This window comes from Paenibacillus sp. FSL R7-0272 (genome assembly GCF_037969905.1).
GTDB classification, from domain to species: Bacteria; Bacillota; Bacilli; order Paenibacillales; family Paenibacillaceae; genus Paenibacillus; species Paenibacillus polysaccharolyticus.
On sequence record NZ_CP150221.1, the window covers coordinates 2962019 to 2982207 of the forward strand.

A 20189-nucleotide genomic window follows, 5' to 3' on the forward strand; every position below is an offset into this window, starting at 1 on the left:
GGTTGTATGGAATTATTTTTTTGTCTAATTTGGAACCGGTTCCTCTAAGAGTGGAACTTCTGATTTTGCATCATGATTGGAGATTGATATGACGTATGAAAATGACAAGAGAGCAGCTCTATCGGCGGATTGAGCAAGCTGAACCGGGAGAGATTGCTGCACTGGAAGCTAAGATCGCTGCATGTCCATGGAGACAGGGTTACCATATTCAGCCCGTAACCGGTTTGCTTAACGATCCGAACGGATTTTCCTTTTATGAAGGTTACTACCATCTGTTTTATCAATGGTTCCCTCTTGGAACGGAGCACGGCATGAAATACTGGTATCATACCCGTTCTAAAAATTTGGTGACTTGGGAGAATGTTGGTATTGCGATTGAACCCGGAACTCCTTATGACTCCCACGGAGCGTATTCCGGAAGTGCGATTGAAAAAGATGGCATGTTAAACCTGATCTACACAGGCAATACGCGAGATGAGAATTGGATTAGACATCCGTTTCAGTGCTTGGCGTTCATGGATGAGCAGAATGTAATCACAAAATTCGAGCATCCTGTCATTTCTGACGTACCGACTGGATATACCGAGCATTTCCGAGATCCGAAGGTGTGGCTGCACGAAGATGTCTATTATGGTGTCATTGGAGCCCAGCGTACGGATGAGACAGGATGCACGGTACTGTATTGCTCGGAAGATTTGAAACATTGGCAGTTTCTTGGTGAGATCGGTACAACATTGTCTTCCTTTGGTTACATGTGGGAATGCCCCGACTATCTGGAGCTGGAAGGCCAAGGAGTACTCATCTTCTCACCACAAGGCATTCCGGCCGAATCAGACCGATACCAAAACATCTATCAATCGGGATACCTCATTGGTGAACCTCTAAACCTGGATACGAGAGAATTCACACATGGGGAGTTTGAGGAACTGGATCGTGGATTTGACTTTTATGCGCCGCAAACGATGCAATCTCCAGACGGAAGACGAATCCTGGTTGCATGGATGGGACTTCCTGATCTGACGTATCCCACAGATGACAGTGGCTGGGCCCATTGTTTAACGATTCCACGGCAATTATCGATTCAAGGCGGCAAGCTTATTCAGCGACCCGTTCCTGAAATGGCTCAGTTGCGCAAGGATCAGCAAGGTATTCGGACTCAGGACTCGCTTAGCAATGAAAGCCGATCCTTTGCAGGCTTTAATGGTATCGCTTACGAACTCCAATGTGAGATTAGCCAGAACGATGCAGACCTTGTGGGCATTGAGTTCCGGGCGAGCGATACGGAGAAAACGGTCATTCAGTATGATCGCCTTCAGCGCAAACTTATATTGGATCGCAGTCAGTCTGGTGCGACACTATCTGAAGCCAATGGCACCATTCGCACCTGTACTTTGGATGAAGATATAGATGTAGATGCTGTAATTAAGCTGCATATGTTCGTAGATTCGTCCTCGGTTGAGATATTTGTCAACGATGGACAGGAAGTCTTCACTAGCCGAATCTTCCCAAGCCGAGACAGTACGGATATTCGATTTTTTGCACACGGAGGCAAGGTGGATTTCAGAGCGGTTATGTGGAATGTTTAGATTGAATGAGAGAGGGATGAGACAACATGTCGGATAATCAGCGCATTGCTAAAGAGGTCATCCAGGCTGTCGGGGGAAAAGACAATATCGCCTCCTTTGCACATTGTGCAACGCGGCTTCGCATCATGGTGAAGGATAAAGAGCAGATTGATCAGAAACAAGTCGAAAACATTGACAAGGTGAAGGGTGCCTTTTTCAACTCGGGCCAATATCAGATTATTTTCGGCACAGGTACAGTCAACCGAATTTTTGAAGAGGTGGAGAAGCAGGGGATTGAAGGGACATCGAAAGAAGATGTGAAGAGTCAGGGGAAAAAGGAAGGCAATGCATTCCAGCGGGCTATTCGCACATTTGGTGATGTCTTTGTTCCGATTATTCCTGTACTGGTAGCGACAGGGCTATTCATGGGGCTGCGCGGTCTGCTTACGCAAAATGAAATTCTGGCGTGGTTCGGCGCAACGCCCGATGACATATCGCCAAACTTTTTGCTGTTCACGCAGATTCTAACGGATACGGCTTTTGCATTTCTGCCTGCGCTTGTCGCCTGGTCTGCATTCCGCGTATTCGGCGGGAGCCCCGTGCTCGGGATTGTACTTGGTCTGATGCTGGTGAATCCGGCGCTGCCGAATGCTTATGCTGTAGCCGATGGCTCGGCGCAACCCTTGCATATGTTCGGGTTTATCCCCGTCGTAGGGTATCAGGGATCAGTCCTGCCTGCCTTTTTTGTAGGTTTACTCGGTGCAAAGTTTGAAAAAGTATTGCGTAGACGTGTGCCTGAGGCACTGGATTTGATTTTGACTCCATTCATTACGCTAACGGTGATGATTACACTTGGACTATTCGCTATTGGTCCTGTATTTCACTCACTTGAAGAGTGGGTTCTGCATGGCACAACGGCTGTACTCGATCTGCCTTACGGAATCGCAGGCATTATTATCGGTTTTTTCCATCAGATCATTGTGGTTACGGGTGTACATCATATCTTTAACTTTCTTGAGATTCAATTGCTTGAAAAAACGGGCTTCAATCCGTTTAACGCGATTATTACATGTGCAATGGCTGCACAAGGAGCGGCATGTCTTGCGGTGGGACTGAAAACTAAAAATATGAAGCTCAAAGCACTCGCGCTTCCTTCATCGTTATCTGCATTCCTTGGTATCACTGAACCCGCCATCTTTGGTGTGAATCTGCGTTATATGAAACCATTTGTAATGGGCCTGATCGGGGGAGCCGTTGGTGGTTTCATCGCTTCACTCTTTCATCTGCAAGGTACGGGTATGGCAGTAACGGTAATTCCCGGAACACTGCTATATCTGAATAGTCAATTGCCTTTGTACATTTTGTCCAACGTAACGGCAATGGCGATTGCTTTTGCACTGACATGGTTCTTTGGTTATAAAGATCAAGCTGTAGAGACAGCTTCCGACACTGGTTCGAAAAATATGGAATCAACGACTGAGTCATCCGCATCGAACTTAACTTCATCTACGTCTGCATCGGTAACGGAATCGGTCAACACCGCATCTCGTCCCAAAGTGAAACTACTTGAGATTGCATCCCCGATCCATGGTACACTCGTTGAACTGGAGCAGGTACCTGATTCGGCATTTGCGGAAAAACATATGGGAGAGGGCTTCGCCGTCGAGCCTTCCGAAGGCAAAGTATATGCTCCGTTTGATGGCGTTGTTGCCCATGTCATGGATAAGAGTAAACATGCGGTTATTTTAGAGCACGAGACAGGAGTTCAACTGCTGGTTCATATCGGTATCAATACCGTCGGTCTGAAAGGAAAAGGCTTTGTTACTCATGTGAAAAGCGGGGATTCCGTGCTTACTGGACAACTACTCATTGAATTTGATATGGATATCATCGAGGAGGCTGGACTGCCGTTGATTACTCCTGTGCTGATCCCGAGCGGGAATGAGTTTATTGCTTCTGTGAGAGCGATAACCAGTGGTATCGTGCAGGCGAATGAGAAAAAGGTACTGACGGTGGAGTTTGCGGAGCCGCAATAGGAGATATCATGTAAAATAAGAGCTACAAAAAAAGGGAAACCGGGTGGATACATCCTCCGCAGGTTTCCCTTTTTTCTAATCCTATTATAATCCGGCATTCCGCTTAAGTCGTTCTGCAATCTGAAGAAAGTCCTCCGGCGATATTCCAGGAGCAAATTCTTCCGGTAGATCAGGAAGCTCGGGAATGGGCCCTCCGTAACCCGGTAAACCTGCAAAGGCCTCCAGTTTACCTCCGTCGGTAGGATGCACACCCTTCCATATCTGGGCAATCTGCTGATAATCCTTGTCACTGAACGTGTACAATCGTCTTTGTTCACCCATCGCTTCCCATTTGCGGGTGGTCTCAAACGCTTTGTTGTCAAGAGAGGGGATAGGAATCAGCTTCGTCACATCAACCCCGGTCGCAATCTCCAGAGCTTTGGCGTATGCCAGAATGTGCACACCGCCCCGGACAAGCAGATAACCTGTCATCTCACGAGCCGTATTGTTGTCGGTCATTTCGTACACTCTCATTTTGTGTGTTCTTGCACCACATTCCAAAAAGAAATTATGCAGCAGATCCAAAATCAAGTTACCACTGCTAAAAACATACGAGCCATTCCAAGGTCTTCCCATGGAATCATAGGGCAGTGCCGTCTGCGCGGATTCAATAAAATGCGAAGTCATACGTAAATCCTTGGCTATGCGAAGCGGTGTGGAGTCTGGTTCGCCAGGTGACGTTGAACCTTCAAGCATCAAATTAATCGTGTTCGCGACAAGTTCGACATGACCGAATTCTTCTGCTGTAATACTGGCAACAATGTCATAGAAGGGACGTAGCTTGGATCTGCCTCTGAAGTTAAACGATTGATACATGTAATTGTTCAGCGTTGACATCTCCCCATATTTTCCACCGAGCAATTCCTGTACGGCACTGGCTCCGTTGGGGTCGGGATTATTCGATATAGGCAATTCAATGGCAAGACGATCTACACGTTTAAACATGTCAATTCCTCCTCAATCCTCATTACAATCAAGGTATGAAGGTTGACTTGTACGTTATTCAATCTAATGTTGCGCCCTCTACGATGGAGCCATTTTTCGTAAGGGTATATTCAATGACAGTACCACTCCAGAAATGGAACTTGAGCTGGATTTCGCCATCTTTGGTTTCGTTAAAAAAGTTAGGTTTCAGTTCAATGACGTTACGATCATAATCCGGGCTAAACGTATAGGCGAATTCCTTAAATGACGTCCAGTTCTGAGGGCCGGCATTTTCTCCATTGGCATAGGTCGCTTCCATCGTTGCGAGCTGATCGCCACCAAATGTGACAGGGATAGCGAAAGCACTGGTTGTACCCTGCGCGTCATTTAAAACAGGTGTGTTGTATTGAATAATATTCAACGTCCAGTCTGCACCTGCACTGAACCCGGCTGTCAGTGTGGCATTTACCCCCAGCTTGCTTTCAGCAGTTAATCGGGTTAGCAGGCTTGATTTTAAAGTGAGTACACCGTTTCGAATCGAGTAATCTTTCCCTCGTAGAAGTGGAGTTGTGCCATTTTTCAGAGAAAAGAAGCGATTTCCATTCAAATGGAGATTAATTTTCACATCCTGAACGGGTTCATGTTGTTTTAGATAAACCTGATCGGTCTCTGCGGTGGATGAGCGCCCGTTCCAGCTCGCCTGGATCATATCAAACAGTTGTGGATCTGACCAGGTAAAGCTGGTGCGTCCAAAGTGTTGTCCATTGTCCCAAAGCATGGTTGTCATCTGTTTTTGCCAGGAATAATGTCCAACGAATTCAAAAAACTTTAATTTTTCACCTTGTTCGATCACACCTGTATGCTGGTCAAATCCGAGCAAACCGTACTCACCGATGATGACTGGAATACCTTTGGCTGTAAAGGCATCGTGCACACGGTCGAACGTGTCGGTAACGTCCTTTTGTACTTCGTCGTTGAATTTGGTAAATCCCGCAATGTTCACGCTGAAAGGCCAGAACCCGTAATAATGTACGGTAGCGATGAGATTAGGATCATCCAGCTTTTGAATCGTCCGACTCAACGCATCCAGATCAGGCTGAGCCGATGAAGTATGCATAGTGGGTAATACAAGTGGACGGGTATCATTGTTACCGCCGGACGATCTTACGATATGATGAAAAGAAGTATTTAACGTATCCAGCATGCGGTATCCGGTATCTGCATTCGTAGTGCCACCTTCGGTGAAGCGGGGTTCATTGACACTCTCGAACATCAGTTTCTCGGGTGCATCCTTGAACTTGTTTGCAATCTGTGTCCAAATGGCATTGTAACGCGCAAGAACGTGATCATAGTCTTTCTCCATGGTGCTGATCCAGCGCCAGGAATCATGATGCAGATTGATCATGACATAGAGGTCGGCATCAAGCGCCCAGCCTACGACCTCCTGAACCCGATTTATGTAAGCCGCGTCAATGTTGTAATCCGGTTTGTCACCGATGTGCGCTTCCCAGGTAACGGGTATACGAATGCTTTTGTACCCTTGATCGGCAATCGATTGTATCAGCTCTTTCGTAATGCGCGGGTTGCCCCAAGCCGTCTCATCATCCCCGACTGCATCCAGCGAGTTACCCAGATTCCAGCCTGGTTCCATTGCATTAACATAAGTTTGCATTTTACTTACGGGGGCTGGTTTACTGTCGGGTTCGTGGGAGCTTGTTGCAGCAGAGGCCATGGCCGTGGAGAGCATAGACAGAACCAAGGCGGCAACAACGGTGATCGAGAGGATGGACTTTCGTTTTTTTGGCATCAATAACATCTCCTTTTTTAAAATCAAGATGATGAACCTAAAATACTGAAAGCGTTTTCTGAACAGTAAATATATCACAGTTAACAGGAAGGAAATACCAGTACAATTGGAATAAAATTCATTCGATAATTAGTGCTTATCTGCTGCATTTGATTTATATTTATATGAATGTAGTACACTGAACTAACGTGGACAATACAGGAGGGCACTTATGATGAAACTCGATGCACATCAACATTTTTGGAATTATAACATTCGTGATTATGGATGGATCGGTGAAGAGATGAGTGTGATTCAGCGTTCATTTCTGCCAGAAGACCTAGAGCCAATACTTACGGATTCCGGCGTCTCGGGCTGTGTAGCTGTTCAAGCGCGCCAAACTCTTGAAGAAACCGAGTGGCTTCTCGAACTTGCGGACAAGCATGGTTTCATTAAAGGCGTAGTTGGCTGGGTAGATCTACGCTCTGAGGAAGCCTCATCTCAACTGGAAAAGTTTGCGGCTAACCCGTGGCTGAAGGGGGTTCGTCATGTCATTCAGGACGAGCCTGATGTAAAGTTCGTGTTGCGTGAGGATTTCCAACGAGGCATTGCCCTGCTGGAACAGCACGATTTAGCCTACGATTTACTCGTATCGAAGGAGCAACTGTCCTATGCGGTAGAATTGGTTCAAAAGTTCCCACAGCAGCGTTTTGTCATTGACCATCTGGCTAAACCGGACATTAAGGCCGGAATTGGTTCGCCTTGGAAGGAAACCATGGAAGCGATTGCGGCATATCCAAATGTCTATTGCAAATTGTCTGGTATGGTCACCGAAGCAGATTGGAACCAGTGGACACAGGAAGACTTTGCCCCTTATCTGGATACGGTACTTCAAGCCTTTGGACCAAAGCGAGTGATGTACGGATCGGACTGGCCTGTGTGCACCGTAGCAGGTACATATGCACAGGTTTTCAATCTGTTGCAAACGCATGTTCTGAGCTTACCAGAAGCGGAGCGGCAGCTGATTTTTGGTGATAACTGTGCTACATTTTACAAATTATAAGCATTTGAGAAACGGTGCTGACATAAAAAAGTAAACCTTTGATAAGCCAACAGGTATGTCTAATTAAAATGCGCGCGTTGACATATTTCCTGTTTCTTGGTAATGTTTTATCTAATCCGCATAATGTTTTCTGGGAATGTTACCGAATACGGGCATAACCTGAGCTGGCTTGTGATACACGCTAAGTGTATACAGGCTGGTTCGGGTTTTTTCTATTTTCCAAGTGGCAGATCTGGAGGGCAGAAAAGGGGCGGATCATGGAGTTACATATTTGAAAGGAGAATACAAATGACAACATTTAAATTTCCTGAAAACTTTCTGTGGGGTGGAGCGATTGCGGCCAATCAGGCAGAGGGAGCATACCTTGAAGGCGGTAAAGGGCTGAGCATCGTTGACCTGTTGCCGACGGGAGAAAACCGGAGAAGCATTATGAAAGGAAATGTGCCAGCGTTCACACCGCTCGCTAGCGAGTTTTACCCATCACATGAAGCGATTGATTTCTATCATAGATACCCGCAAGATATTGCTCTTTTCGCCGAAATGGGGTTCAAAGCATTACGTGTATCGATCGCCTGGGCACGGATTTTCCCTACAGGTGAGGACGTAGAGCCGAATGAAGCGGGTTTACAATTTTACGATGATCTATTTGATGAACTGTTAAAACATGGGATCGAGCCGGTGGTTACGCTGGCACACTTCGATGTTCCTGTACATCTGATTGAGAAATATGGCAGCTGGAGAAGTCGCAAACTGGTGGATTTGTTTGAGAACTATGCCAAAACGGTATTTACCCGTTACAAAGATAAAGTGAAATACTGGATGACGTTCAACGAGATCAACATGTTGCTTCATCTTCCTTTCCTTGGTGCCGGACTGGCGTTTACGGAAGGTGACAACATCAAAGAAATTCAATACCAAGCGGCACACCATCAACTCGTTGCAAGTGCGCTTGCCGTTAAAGCTTGTCATAAGATCATTCCTGATGCCATGATTGGTTGCATGCTTGCAGCAGGTAGCTTCTACCCTTACACGTGTAATCCCGAAGATGTATTCCAGGGCATGGAGAAGGACAGAGAGTCCTATTTCTTCATCGACGTGCAATCACGCGGGGAGTACCCGGGTTATGCTAAACGTTTCTTCAAGGATCACAACTTGAACATTGTGATGGAACCGCAGGATGCTGACATTTTGCGAAACCACACGGTAGACTATATCGGATTTAGCTATTATTCCAGTCGGACAACCAGTACAGATCCTGAAGTGAATAAAAATATGACCAGTGGCAACGTGTTCGGTTCCATAGCGAATCCATACTTGGCCAAATCGGAGTGGGGATGGACGGTTGATCCCAAAGGTTTCCGTATTACGGCAAATCAGCTACATGACCGTTATCAGAAACCGCTGTTTGTGGTGGAAAATGGCTTTGGTGCACATGATGAGGTTAATGCTGATGGTGAAGTCGATGATTCGTACAGAATCGATTATTTGAAACGCCATGTAGCTGAGATGGGTGAAGCCATTCAGGATGGATGTAACATTATCGGTTATACCAGCTGGGGGCCTATTGATATTGTCAGTGCCTCTTCCGGGGAGATGAGAAAACGTTACGGTTACATCTACGTGGATCGTGACAACGAAGGTAAGGGCGAATTAACTCGGATCAAAAAGAAAAGCTTCGAATGGTATAAAAATGTCATTGCGTCTGGCGGTACAGACCTGGAAGACAATTAATCTCATTGTTTTTTAAAACAGCTGTCTCCAAGGATGAGGAAGTTGCAGGATACATGTAACTTCCTCATGTCTGACCGTTGAAAGCGTTGACATATAACGCAGTTCACGCTATACTTGACGCAAATATATCGTTACTGGGATTGTTACTACATCACACGCGTAGGCAAAACCTGAGCACCAAAAAAAGCAGACCGCCACGTCTTGTTTATTTTGTGATGCTCCAGGTTTTTTTTTGCATGCCCGTAATTGAATATATCTTGGCGACTAGAGAGTGGAACGTGACGGGGGGATTGAAGTGAAAATAGCAAAGGTTATCAACAATAACGTCATTAGCATCTATCAGGCCGACGGGGCAGAGCTTGTGGTGATGGGACGTGGGATTGCCTTTAAGAAGAAGCCGGGAGATAAAGTAGACGAGACCCGCATTCAAAAAGTATTTGCTTTAAAAAACAAACAGACATCCGATAATTTCAAAACGCTTTTACGTGAAGTTCCGATGGAGCTTGTTGAGATTGTGGAGGAAATGATTGCCCATGCGCGTGACAATTTGGGACGTAAATTGAATGAGAACATCTATGTCTCACTTACAGATCATATTCATTTTGCCATCGAGCGTTATCATGAGGGAATCGAAATTAAAAATGCTTTGATGTGGGAGATCAAGCAGTTGTACAAGGCCGAGTTTGGGCTGGGACTTCGCATGCTGGAGCAGATTAACAGTAGGATGAATATCGAGCTCCCACCAGATGAAGCGGCTTTTATTGCGCTACATATTGTAAATGCGGAAATGAACGAAGAAGTGATTACGACGATGAATATTACGAAGTTTATCCAGCAGATTATTAATATCGCCAAGTATCATTTCAAAATGGAGTTTGATGAGGAGTCTCTCAGTTACTTCCGTTTTATCACACACCTCAAGTTTTTCTCCCAGCGAGTGCTTAGTGGGACGCATTATGACAACAATTATGATCATTTTTACGACATGATTAAGGAGAAACATCCCGAAGCAGCAGCATGTGTAGAGAAAATTGCATTGTTTGTCAAAAAAGAATATGATCATGAACTCACCAATGAGGAAAAGTTATATCTTACGGTACACATCGAACGTGTCGTGAATCGTTAACATTTTAATTATTGACATAAATGGGTATATTATAATATTATGTTTATAACAGGAATTGAATACGATTTAACTGGGATTGTTACTGGTTATGCAGGCAAAACCTAAGTCATGTGTATTTCGGCATTTTATGTCCATTTACGCAAGGCTTAGGTTTTTTGTGTGCAAAAAAATCGGTAGGAGCCTGTTATATAAATTGAATTATCATTTACACATCAACGAAGAGGACAGAAAAAACCTGGAAAAGCGAAGCGTTCGCCTTTATCATCGGATTTTTCCCATTTTAAAAAGAATCAAAAAATCTGAGGATAACAGCGATTGGAAGGTTATTCTGTCATCGGAGTGACCGTGTAAAAGACTTTCAGTTCAATTTTATAGACACAACGTAGGAGGGCAAATTATGAGTCAAGAAAAATTGGCTAGAGAGATTGTTGAACGGGTTGGCGGTGAGAAAAACGTACAATCACTGGTACACTGTGCAACTCGGTTGCGGTTTGTATTGAAGGATGATTCCAAGGCTGACAAAGCAGGTTTGGAGAAAACGGAAGGTGTCATTGCCGTTAAGGAAAACGGTGGACAATTCCAGGTTGTCGTGGGCAACAAGGTTCCTGAAGTCTACCAGGCGATTGGTCAGATCAGCAATATTTTGGACGATTCATCGAGTAAAGAAAAAAGTAGCAAAAAGGTTAAGGGGTTAGGCGGTATCATTGACGTCATCTCCAGTATCTTCGCACCGCTCCTTGGTGTAATGGCTGGAGCCGGTATTTTAAAAGGGCTGTTGCTGATTGCCAACAATGTCGGTTGGCTTGAAAAGACAGACACGACCTATATCATTCTGTATGCTGCAGCAGATAGTTTGTTCTACTTCTTGCCGTTGCTGTTAGCGGTTACAACAGCACGTAAGTTCCAAGGTAATGCATTTGTTGCATTGACCATAGCAGGTGCACTGATCTATCCAACGATTATTCAGTTGAAAACGGACGGAACACCAACAGACTTTTTCGGTATTCCCGTAGTCCTGATGAGTTATGCTTCGACTGTTATTCCTATTATTCTAGCTGTTATTGTGATGAGCAAGCTGGAGAAGTTCTTTAACAAGATACTTCACGATAGTATTAAAAACTTTGTTACACCGCTATTTTTACTTGTTATTATGGTTCCGCTCACACTGCTTGTCTTCGGACCATTCGGTGTATATGTTGGTAACGGCATTGCATCGGCGATGGTGGCTGCATTCGGATTCAGCCCGCTACTTGCCGGAGCGGTAATGGGTGCAAGCTGGCAGCTGCTCGTGATCTTCGGTGTACACTGGGGTCTGGTGCCTGTATTTATTAATAACATTGCCGTACACGGTCAGGATGGTGTGAAGCCAGCAGCAACAGCTTCTGTCTTTGCTCAAACGGGTGCAGCATTTGGTGTCATGCTCAAAACAAAAAACAAAAAATTGAAAACACTCGCTGGTTCCTCAACACTTACAGCTCTGTTCGGGATCACTGAACCGGCTATTTACGGTGTAACTTTGCCGCTGAAACGTCCATTTATTGCAGGGGTTATCGGTGGTGCCGTCGGTGGTGCCATTATCGGTCAGGCAGGTACGCAAGCTTTTGCTTCCGGTGCGCCTGGATTGCTGACCTTGCCAATCTTCTACGGTCCGGGTGGTCAAGGTTTTCCAGGCTTGATTATCGGTATCGCCGCATCGTTCATTGTTTCCGCAGTATTAACGTATATCATGGGCTTCAAAGACCCTGTCGATGATGAAGAGACAAAGGGAGAATCCGTACCATCTGCAGGAGCAGCGGCTACACCTCGTAAAGATGCTTCTTCGAAGTCATCTGCTCAGGCTACAGCTACTTCCGATCAAGAAGTATTAAGCCCGATTGAAGGTAAAATTGTTGATTTGGCCGAGGTTCCAGATCCGGCGTTTGCTTCAGGCGCGATGGGTAAAGGGATTGCAATCGAGCCGTCAACAGGACGGGTTGTTGCTCCTTTTGATGGGACGGTAACCGTCGCTTTTAAAAAGAAACATGCGCTTGCTGTGGTTTCGGATTCCGGTGCGGAGATTCTGGTACATGTGGGTGTGGACACAGTCAAACTTGATGGAGAACATTTTATCTCTTACATTGAGGAAGGCGATAGAGTGAAGGTAGGTGATCTGCTGCTGGAATTCGATATTGAACAAATTAAAGCGGCTGGTTATCATACCGTGACACCAATTATTGTAACGAATTCGGCAGATTATAATGATGTTGTTCCGCAAGCTACTGGACAAGTAAGCAACAAGGATATGCTTTTGAAAATTGTCGGAACAGAAGCGAGTAAAGCCTAAGACTAGCTTAACGATACATTTCGATGATTCACTAATGGATAAATTGCAATAATTTATCTTCATATAAACAAACAACCGCTCAAGAAAAATGTGGCGGTTGTTTGTGATTCGTTCCTAATAAATAGTTGTTTAGGGAAGGAAGCTTGCTGTTAACTTGCTTTTACTACATTAGAGTGCATATGACCTGTCAGCCGCGAAGGCGGATATACGATGCGAACTGGAGCAATGATGATTGTGGCGAAGATGGCTTTGACCAAATCACCGATAATATAAGGGTAGAAGCCTTGAATCATCGCATCCGATAACGACATGCTGAATCGATAAGCCAGCCAAGGAACACCTGTAACATAGATTAACAGGGAACCAAACAACTCAATAATGATAAAAGCAAACAAAAATCCTTTGAATCCCCGAATTTGTACTTTGGAGAGGAATAGACCCATGAGCAATGCGGCAAACGGCCACATTATTACGTATCCTCCGGTTGGCCCCAGTAGCACACCAAGACCGCCTGTACCGTGTAATAGAGGGAAACCAAGGCCTGTAAGAACAACGACAAGGGCTATACTTAGAAAGCCATAGAGTGGCCCGAGCAGTCCACCGGCCAACATCACTGCTAAAGTTTGTAACGTGATGGGTACAGGTGAAAAGCCAAGAGGAATGCTTATGTATCCGAAAATAACGAGAATAGCAGCCATAAGTGCACTAAATACAATGCCTCGCAAAGATAATTTCATGTTTGTACAATCCTTTCGATTTTGATAGAATTATTGTTAACCTATTATTAATATTTGGTTGACGATTAGGATATTATCATATAATTTCAGAATGTGAAAGGACTAATTTCGAAATGCAAGACAAGTTACCTATCATTTCATTGCTAGATGTCCGTGTGCACTACGCTACTGAAGGCGGTGAAGTTAAAAAGGCACTGGACGGTGTCTCGCTTACGCTCAAAGCGGGAGAATGGTTAAGTATCGTGGGTGCTAATGGCAGTGGGAAAAGCACGTTAGCCGGATTGCTGCTTGGTTTCATTCCCTTATCCGCCGGAGAGCGAAATGTGCCTGCAAACCTGACCATTCGGGGTGTGTTACAGCAGCCCGATGCACAGGTGCTGGGAGATACGATTGAAGAAGAATTTCATTTTGCTTTATCGCATTTACGTATATCGAGCGAAGAGAAAGCTAGACGTAGACAAGAAGCGCTACATCTTGTGGGACTTCACCACCCGCTGGATATGGTGATCGCCCGTTTGTCCGGTGGACAGAAACAGTTACTTAACATTGCTACAGCCCTTGCGGCCAAGCCGGATGTACTGATTATGGATGAACCTGCAGCGATGCTTGATCCTGATGCGAGAGACCGCATAGAACGGATTGTGCAGTCCGTCACGAGGAACGGTACGGCAGTAATCTGGATTACTCACCATCTGGAGGAAGCGACCTTATGTGATCGGATTATGGCTATGAGTAAGGGGAAATGTATCTATGACGGCATACCGGAATCTTTTTTCTATCCAGAGGCTACAGCTATGGAGACATCATCAGATACGAACCCGTATGAAAGGCTTGAATCTCCTTGTGAAAAGGTCGGGCTGGAACCGCCTTTCACAGTGAAGACATGCCTGATCTTGAAACAGCGGGGAAGACTGAAGGGTGTTAACCCCCTCCGGCCTGAGCAGCTTGCGAAGGAGGCTGCGCGTTGGTGATTGCACTTAATAATATATACGTGCGAGTTCATGACGAAACGAAACGAACCTTACTTGATCATATTTCGGTAACAATGAACCGTAGTGAAATCACACTGCTTCTGGGCTGCACTGGCTCTGGCAAGACAACGCTACTGCAGACGATAGCTGGTCTTAAGCAGCCGGATTCCGGGGACATTACGCTTGCAGGAGAGCCGATGTGGCATGACGGCAAGGTACCTAAGTCCGTTTTGTTTCAGATGGGACTTGTGTTCCAGTTTCCAGAGCAACAATTGTTTGCCCGAAATATTAAGCGAGAGCTGTTATATTCCCTTCGCCCTTATCGTTTGAGTGAAGCTGAGCAAGAACAGCGGATCGAAGCAACCTTGGCACACTGGGACCCGCATAGAGGAGATGATTCAGAGCGACGTTTTCATTTGGACAGGTCGCCCTTTGCACTTAGTGGTGGAGAAAAGCGCAGATTAGGACTTGCACTTGGTTATGTGACCCAGCCAGACTGGCTTTTGTTAGATGAACCTAGCGCAGGGCTTGAGGCACAGAGTATCAAGTTGCTGCTTGATTCACTGCATGAGCATCGTGTGGAAGACGGAGGAGCGGTCATTGCGACACACGACCTGGATACATTCCTGCCACATGCAGATCGTGTACTTTTATTAAGGGAAGGGCGTTTGGAAGCAGACCTGACGCCGCTGGAACTGTATCAGCATCCGGAGATATTAGTGCAAGCGGGAATCGGTCTGCCTCCATCCATGCGACTAGCGGCTCAGCTGAGGGAGGCAGGGATGCCGATCAGTTCTCAAGCGATGACTCCGGAAGAAATGGCGGAATCCATTTTAAGATCTGGGATGGAGATGACGGATGCTTCTCTCAACGCGGAGAGTGACAATGACACCGTTGCGATGACACAAGAGACATGTACAAGGACATCTGGATCGGTTATTTCCAAAGCAGATGGGCGTGAATCTTCTGTTTCTTCTATAACAGACTCATTGTTGAATGTTAACCAAAGTACAGTCCCTTCTTCGAGTTCATTCAGTTCTTCCAGCCGTCTGAAAAGCATAATGGACCCGCGTCTGAAATGGATATTGTATATGTTGCTTGTTACAGCGGCGATGCTTCAGCATCATTGGGGAGGACTAACGTTAACTCTGATTCCTGTGGCTGGTGCTTTGGCAATCTTGCCTCGTCAGATGCTGATAGGATGTATCAAGTTGATGAAACCACTTGTTTTGTTTTTTGTTCTTTCTACAGCGTTATCGGGCAGTACCCTGACGACAGGAGAAAGCGGGATTCAACTGGGCTTTTCCTTGACTCAGGCCGAGGGAACATTACTTAATCTCTACCGCTTGTTCATCGTAACCCTTGCAAGTCTGTGGTTCTCACTTACGACGCCATATGGACGCATGGTTGAAGGACTGAACTGGGTGCTGGCTTACGGGCGAAAAATCAAGCTACCTGTAGCTTCGTTTGCACTGGCTGTATCCTTGGTTTTTAGATTTATTCCAATGATTTGGAGTGAGTGGCAACGCTTTTCACTGATCGTAAGGGCACGCGGAAAAGCGGCTTTGAAGCCAAATACGGTTCGGGTACGAGATTTAGGACCTATGGTTATTCCTCTGATCATGGCGTTGTTCCAGCGCGCTGAGGACATGACCATTGCGATGGAGATGCGCAAGGTGAGAGAAAACGGCGCGCTTGGCGCTCGTTCCTCACTTCTGTCCTGGAGCAGGCGGGATACCTGGATCAGTATCCTTGGACTGCTTGTGTTTGTTGTGCTGGTATCGTTGCGCCATTGGTAAGTGGCGTAGATGAATATGCTGATTTCGCTGTCGTATCAGCACCAGAAACGTAGTGTTTTCCATTGAAAATGCATAAAAACTTCACGTTTCGCTCACCTTAAAGGTGCGTTGATCATCTCAAGACGATCAGGAGGGACGAGTGATGGAAGAGAAGTTTTTGCAGGAAGATAGACGTGAATATACAGACGTGTCCACTGTAGAGTCGCAGCGGAATGACATTACGCTTGAGGAATTTCCGGAGGGTCCTTACGGTTCAACCTTGCTGTCTGAGTCGCTTGGGAAGAGCTCTCCGTGGCGAGCAGATCAGAGAACTGCACACCGTTTTGACTATGAGAACCATGAGTTGCACGAGGGTGAAGTACGGGATTATCCGGGTCAAGATGTCTTTGACGAAACGGTGCCAGATGATGTGCACGAACCTCAATACCCGGGTAAAATGTAATAACGTTTTTTGTCCAATTGAAATCCATATACGCAGCCTTCGGCGTGAAGAGTTCGTGCGAGGGCTGTTTTTCATTCTGTCTTATTACATCCAATTCAAGCAAATTTAAAAAATGTGTTTACTTCCGTACTGGAATTTTGATATTATAATCGCAATATCAAATGCAACGACGAGACGAGTAGATAAAAATCATTCTTTCATCAGAGAGCTCCGGTAGCTGAAAAGGGGCAAAGAACCTTTTATCGAATAAAGACTCTGAGCAGCACATCGGAATCGGCTTACGCTGAAGGATGGTGTGACAGGCGCTCCTGTTATAGAGCTAGAGTATAAACGGATGAAGACAGCATCTTACTAAGATGTGATCTGGTCATCTTTCACATACTTGAAGAGGTGAATATGGCGACATATTTGCGAATCTGGGTGGTACCACGAGTGTTCAATCTCGTCCCTGAGACTTTTGTCTTGGGGATGGGATTTTTTGGTTTTTCCGGAGCTGGGATTACACGCTTTGGATGGACCTGAATAGTGTGAATGATAGGGTAATCAAGTTTCAAATATCCCATGTACGATGACAGTAACAGATGATCTAACTTAAATTGAAAGGAAATGATGATTCCATGTCAGCAAAATTAAAAGTCGGTATTGTCGGAGGAACAGGAATGGTAGGTCAACGTTTCGTAGACCTGCTGGATCAACATCCGTGGTTTGAGGTAACAGCGATTTCAGCAAGTGCCAACTCGGCAGGTAAAACGTATGAAGAGTCTGTAAAGGGAAGATGGAAACTAGCGGTTCCAATCCCTGAGCCTGTGAAAAACATTGTGGTGCAAGATGCATCTCAGGTTGAAGCTTTTGCCAGCCAGGTTGATTTTATTTTCTGTGCCGTGGATATGAAAAAGAATGAAATTCAGGCGCTGGAAGAGGCTTATGCCAAAACAGGTACACCTGTCGTGTCCAACAACTCCGCACACCGCTGGACAGCAGACGTGCCAATGGTTATTCCTGAGATTAATCCAGGTCACTTGGCGGTTATTGAAGCTCAGAAAAAACGTCTGGGTACAACGACAGGTTTTATCGCTGTAAAACCAAACTGTTCCATCCAAAGTTATGTGCCGGCTCTACATGCATTGCGTGAGTTTAACCCGACACAGGTTGTAGCTTCCACATATCAAGCGATTTCGGGAGCAGGCAAAAACTTTACGGACTGGCCTGAAATGCTAGATAACGTGATTCCTTACATTGGTGGCGAGGAAGAAAAAAGTGAGCAGGAGCCACTGCGTATCTGGGGAAGTGTAGAGAATAATCAGATCGTTAAAGCATCTGCACCATTGATTACAACACAATGTATTCGTGTGCCGGTAACAGACGGACACTTGGCAACGGTTTTTGTGAACTTCGAGAAAAAACCGAGCAAAGATGAAATTCTGGAGCGTTGGTCTCAGTTTAAAGGTCGTCCTCAAGAGCTGGCTCTGCCAAGCGCGCCGAAGCAGTTCATTACGTACTTTGAGGAAGAGAACAGACCGCAGACTCAGCTGGATCGTGATATCGAGCGCGGCATGGGCGTTTCTACAGGCCGTTTGCGTGAAGACTCACTCTATGACTATAAATTTGTTGGATTGTCCCACAACACACTGCGTGGAGCAGCTGGTGGAGCCGTACTGATTGCTGAACTGCTCAAAGCAGAAGGATATATTCAACCGAAATAAGCGATTTTTTTTATATAATGTGAAAAGGCTCTTGAATCTGTCATCTCCAAGTGACAGTTCAGGAGCCTTTTTTATTCCATTTTCTGCAAGTAAAATCGATATCAAGCTGCTGAGGTTTTATCCGAGTTTCGCAATAGCTGAGAACGTCTGCCGAGCAAGTACCCTGAAAGGGAAGCAAGCATTTGCTGAAATACCATCCCAAGTACGACAGGGACAGCAACGGGCGGCGGAAAATAAGTAACTGCAAGAACGGCACCAGCGCTAATGTTACGCATTCCTCCGTTAAAAACAAGAGCCACTTGATCCGCTTCATTCCAACCTAGCCATCTCGCAATGAAGTAACTGAGTGCATAGCCGAAGGATGCCAGAAAAACGATAATTACCGCCAGCCCAGCCAAGCGCCAGTTGAAGTCAGCCAGATAGGGTGCGACAACCGAGCCATTAATGGCAACGACCGAAGCCATAAACAATTTGGATAATGGATTAAGCCGAGGTCCCCATACAGGAACGATCCCACCTTTAGTCCATTCATTCAGGAGCATACCCAGCAGTGAAGGGAAAACAATCATCCAGAATAGGCTGCTCATCATCGCTGCCGTATCCAGTGTGACGCTTGTGCCAACAAGCAGGGATAACACGCCGGGCACAACAAACGGAGCCAGCAAGGTATCAATCAGAATAATCGAAAGCGTAAGCGCAATATTCCCCCTGTAGATGCTTACCCATATAAAACTGCTAATACCCGTCGGAATGACCGCAGCGAGAACAAGTCCTGTGATAGTATAAGCATCGGTTGGAAACACAAGATGACCCATGCCCAGCGCAATAAGAGGCATGGCCAAATGCAAGATAAGAAGACAAACAAACAAGGGAAAAGGCTTTTTTAAGACATTTACAAAGTCTCGTACGCTCAGACTAATACTGCCCGCGAACGTCATGAAGGCAAATAGCCAAGGCGACAAATACGTGTAAGAAGATAAAAAACTGCCGCATAAAACACCAATGATAATACTAGCGGGGGTAATCAGTGGCATGATGCGGTTCAAGCGTTGATTCAAGGCCTGAAGCATAATGTCGACATCCCTTTATTGTGTGATTCTCCTATTATACATCGGAATGTCCGGCTATGCAGGCTGATTTGCAATGTAGCTTTGTGAACAAGTATCATGAAGTAAGGTACCATCATTCTGAGATGAAGAAAGGAAGATAATCATGCGAAGGCGAAAAAGAAGACACAGGACGATGATCACAGCCATTGTGGCCTCCAGTATGTTGATGCTATCCGCTTGTTCGATTGTAGAGCAAGCCAATCAAAGTTTGAGTTATGTAAGCGGTGCTACGGATTATATTAATCAGGTATCGAGTGCTGGAACCGAGTTACAACAACTTGCAACAGATGCCATCAACAACCCAGATGTAACGGGTCAGATTCAAGAGAAGATTGATCTGATTCAAGCAGAAGCCGCAGAATTTTCGGAGATGAGTGCGCCTGCTATTGGAGAAAACATTCATGAGAATCTGGTTAGTTATAATAATCAGCTGACAGAGGTAATGAACCAATTCGAAACATCCATTGCGGAGCAAGGGATTACTGCTGAGAATTGGGAGAAAACAGGTATTCCGGAATTAATCAACAACATCAACAGCTTGAAGGAACCGCTGAGCGGATTACAAACGGAATAATAAGTTTAAACTAAATATAAGAATAATCTTTCCTTTTCCTTAAGGAGCATTTGAACAGGAAAATTATAGAAGACGGGTGATCTGGAAGGGTTACTCGTCTTTTTTGCATATTTATTTTGAAGAAAGAAAAACTATATGGATCACGACAAGATCCAAAATGCTGGCCGTGTATCAATGAGGAATACCATGATGGTGATTGTTTGTTTGTTGGATAACATGCGGTCTATCGTAATCCCATCGTATGATCGACCCATTTGACAA

At 45.5% G+C, this 20189-nt stretch carries 15 protein-coding genes and 1 other annotated feature; of the genes, 11 read left to right on the forward strand and 4 right to left on the reverse strand.

Annotated elements, in window-relative coordinates:
• The first annotated feature begins 95 nt into the window (after positions 1-95).
• Together MKY23_RS13175 and MKY23_RS13180 are read left to right on the forward strand one after the other, a co-directional pair.
• A complete protein-coding gene (locus MKY23_RS13175) occupies positions 96-1586 on the forward strand; it encodes a sucrose-6-phosphate hydrolase (protein WP_339838679.1) in 1491 nt (496 codons plus the stop codon).
• A gap of 26 nt (positions 1587-1612) precedes the next feature.
• A complete protein-coding gene (locus tag MKY23_RS13180; protein ID WP_339838682.1) occupies positions 1613-3601 on the forward strand; it encodes a sucrose-specific PTS transporter subunit IIBC in 1989 nt (662 codons plus the stop codon).
• 84 nt (positions 3602-3685) lie between these two features.
• On the opposite strand, the gene MKY23_RS13185 is transcribed toward MKY23_RS13180, so the two are convergent.
• Complete coding sequence (locus MKY23_RS13185) at positions 3686-4585, reverse strand: manganese catalase family protein (RefSeq protein WP_090924024.1); 900 nt, start codon at positions 4583-4585, stop codon at positions 3686-3688.
• Positions 4586-4643: 58 nt separating this feature from the next.
• The gene (locus MKY23_RS13190; RefSeq protein ID WP_339838685.1) at positions 4644-6374 is read right to left on the reverse strand and encodes a cellulase family glycosylhydrolase; all 1731 of its coding nucleotides are present in this window, start codon (positions 6372-6374) and stop codon (positions 4644-4646) included.
• A 208-nt stretch (positions 6375-6582) separates the two neighbouring features.
• Between MKY23_RS13190 and MKY23_RS13195 the strand changes: the two genes are divergently transcribed.
• The 4 genes from MKY23_RS13195 to MKY23_RS13210 all read left to right on the forward strand — a co-directional run bounded on the left by MKY23_RS13195 (position 6583) and on the right by MKY23_RS13210 (position 12593).
• A complete protein-coding gene (locus MKY23_RS13195) occupies positions 6583-7413 on the forward strand; it encodes an amidohydrolase family protein (RefSeq protein WP_339838688.1) in 831 nt (276 codons plus the stop codon).
• A 288-nt stretch (positions 7414-7701) separates the two neighbouring features.
• Entirely contained in the window at positions 7702-9144 is a 1443-nt protein-coding gene (locus MKY23_RS13200; RefSeq protein WP_339838691.1) for a 6-phospho-beta-glucosidase, read from the forward strand.
• Between the two features lie 295 nt (positions 9145-9439).
• Entirely contained in the window at positions 9440-10270 is an 831-nt protein-coding gene (locus tag MKY23_RS13205) for a PRD domain-containing protein (RefSeq protein ID WP_090924027.1), read from the forward strand.
• Positions 10271-10667: 397 nt separating this feature from the next.
• Positions 10668-12593 carry a beta-glucoside-specific PTS transporter subunit IIABC gene (locus MKY23_RS13210; protein ID WP_339838693.1) on the forward strand — a complete coding sequence of 642 codons (1926 nt, stop codon included), beginning with the start codon at positions 10668-10670 and terminating at the stop codon, positions 12591-12593.
• A gap of 149 nt (positions 12594-12742) precedes the next feature.
• Here MKY23_RS13210 and MKY23_RS13215 read toward each other — a convergent pair whose 3' ends face one another.
• Positions 12743-13330: a biotin transporter BioY gene (locus MKY23_RS13215; RefSeq protein WP_339838696.1), complete on the reverse strand. Its 588-nt coding sequence runs from the start codon at positions 13328-13330 to the stop codon at positions 12743-12745.
• 113 nt (positions 13331-13443) lie between these two features.
• On the opposite strand from MKY23_RS13215, the gene MKY23_RS13220 reads away from it, so the two are divergent.
• The 4 genes from MKY23_RS13220 (at position 13444) to asd (ending at position 18245) form a co-directional block, all read left to right on the forward strand.
• Positions 13444-14301 (forward strand): ATP-binding cassette domain-containing protein, encoded by an 858-nt coding sequence (locus tag MKY23_RS13220; RefSeq protein ID WP_339838698.1) that lies wholly within the window; start codon positions 13444-13446, stop codon positions 14299-14301.
• Entirely contained in the window at positions 14298-16100 is a 1803-nt protein-coding gene (locus tag MKY23_RS13225) for an ATP-binding cassette domain-containing protein (RefSeq protein WP_339838701.1), read from the forward strand. The genes MKY23_RS13220 and MKY23_RS13225 overlap by 4 nt, the downstream gene beginning before the upstream one ends.
• Before the next feature lie 142 nt (positions 16101-16242).
• Entirely contained in the window at positions 16243-16542 is a 300-nt protein-coding gene (locus MKY23_RS13230; protein WP_154889385.1) for a hypothetical protein, read from the forward strand.
• A gap of 157 nt (positions 16543-16699) precedes the next feature.
• Positions 16700-16995: a binding site (T-box leader), on the forward strand.
• A gap of 164 nt (positions 16996-17159) precedes the next feature.
• A complete protein-coding gene (gene asd, locus MKY23_RS13235; RefSeq protein ID WP_090924033.1) occupies positions 17160-18245 on the forward strand; it encodes an aspartate-semialdehyde dehydrogenase in 1086 nt (361 codons plus the stop codon).
• Positions 18246-18346: 101 nt separating this feature from the next.
• Here asd and MKY23_RS13240 read toward each other — a convergent pair whose 3' ends face one another.
• On the reverse strand, positions 18347-19315 hold the full coding sequence (locus tag MKY23_RS13240) for a bile acid:sodium symporter family protein (protein ID WP_090924034.1): 969 nt from the start codon (positions 19313-19315) through the stop codon (positions 18347-18349).
• A gap of 172 nt (positions 19316-19487) precedes the next feature.
• On the opposite strand from MKY23_RS13240, the gene MKY23_RS13245 reads away from it, so the two are divergent.
• A complete protein-coding gene (locus tag MKY23_RS13245; protein ID WP_090924035.1) occupies positions 19488-19928 on the forward strand; it encodes a DUF6376 family protein in 441 nt (146 codons plus the stop codon).
• Positions 19929-20189 lie beyond the last annotated feature (261 nt).

Excerpts from the sequence above, each read along its gene's own strand:
- MKY23_RS13220 (WP_339838698.1), top strand. The coding sequence starts at position 13,444 with ATGCAAGACAAGTTACCTATCATTTCATTGCTAGATGTCCGTGTGCAC.
- MKY23_RS13195 (WP_339838688.1), top strand. The coding sequence starts at position 6,583 with ATGATGAAACTCGATGCACATCAACATTTTTGGAATTATAACATTCGT.
- MKY23_RS13240 (WP_090924034.1), bottom strand. The coding sequence starts at position 19,315 with ATGCTTCAGGCCTTGAATCAACGCTTGAACCGCATCATGCCACTGATT.
- MKY23_RS13185 (WP_090924024.1), bottom strand. The coding sequence starts at position 4,585 with ATGTTTAAACGTGTAGATCGTCTTGCCATTGAATTGCCTATATCGAAT.
- MKY23_RS13200 (WP_339838691.1), top strand. The coding sequence starts at position 7,702 with ATGACAACATTTAAATTTCCTGAAAACTTTCTGTGGGGTGGAGCGATT.
- MKY23_RS13210 (WP_339838693.1), top strand. The coding sequence starts at position 10,668 with ATGAGTCAAGAAAAATTGGCTAGAGAGATTGTTGAACGGGTTGGCGGT.
- asd (WP_090924033.1), top strand. The coding sequence starts at position 17,160 with ATGTCAGCAAAATTAAAAGTCGGTATTGTCGGAGGAACAGGAATGGTA.
- MKY23_RS13230 (WP_154889385.1), top strand. The coding sequence starts at position 16,243 with ATGGAAGAGAAGTTTTTGCAGGAAGATAGACGTGAATATACAGACGTG.
- MKY23_RS13245 (WP_090924035.1), top strand. The coding sequence starts at position 19,488 with ATGATCACAGCCATTGTGGCCTCCAGTATGTTGATGCTATCCGCTTGT.
- MKY23_RS13180 (WP_339838682.1), top strand. The coding sequence starts at position 1,613 with ATGTCGGATAATCAGCGCATTGCTAAAGAGGTCATCCAGGCTGTCGGG.
- MKY23_RS13215 (WP_339838696.1), bottom strand. The coding sequence starts at position 13,330 with ATGAAATTATCTTTGCGAGGCATTGTATTTAGTGCACTTATGGCTGCT.
- MKY23_RS13175 (WP_339838679.1), top strand. The coding sequence starts at position 96 with ATGAAAATGACAAGAGAGCAGCTCTATCGGCGGATTGAGCAAGCTGAA.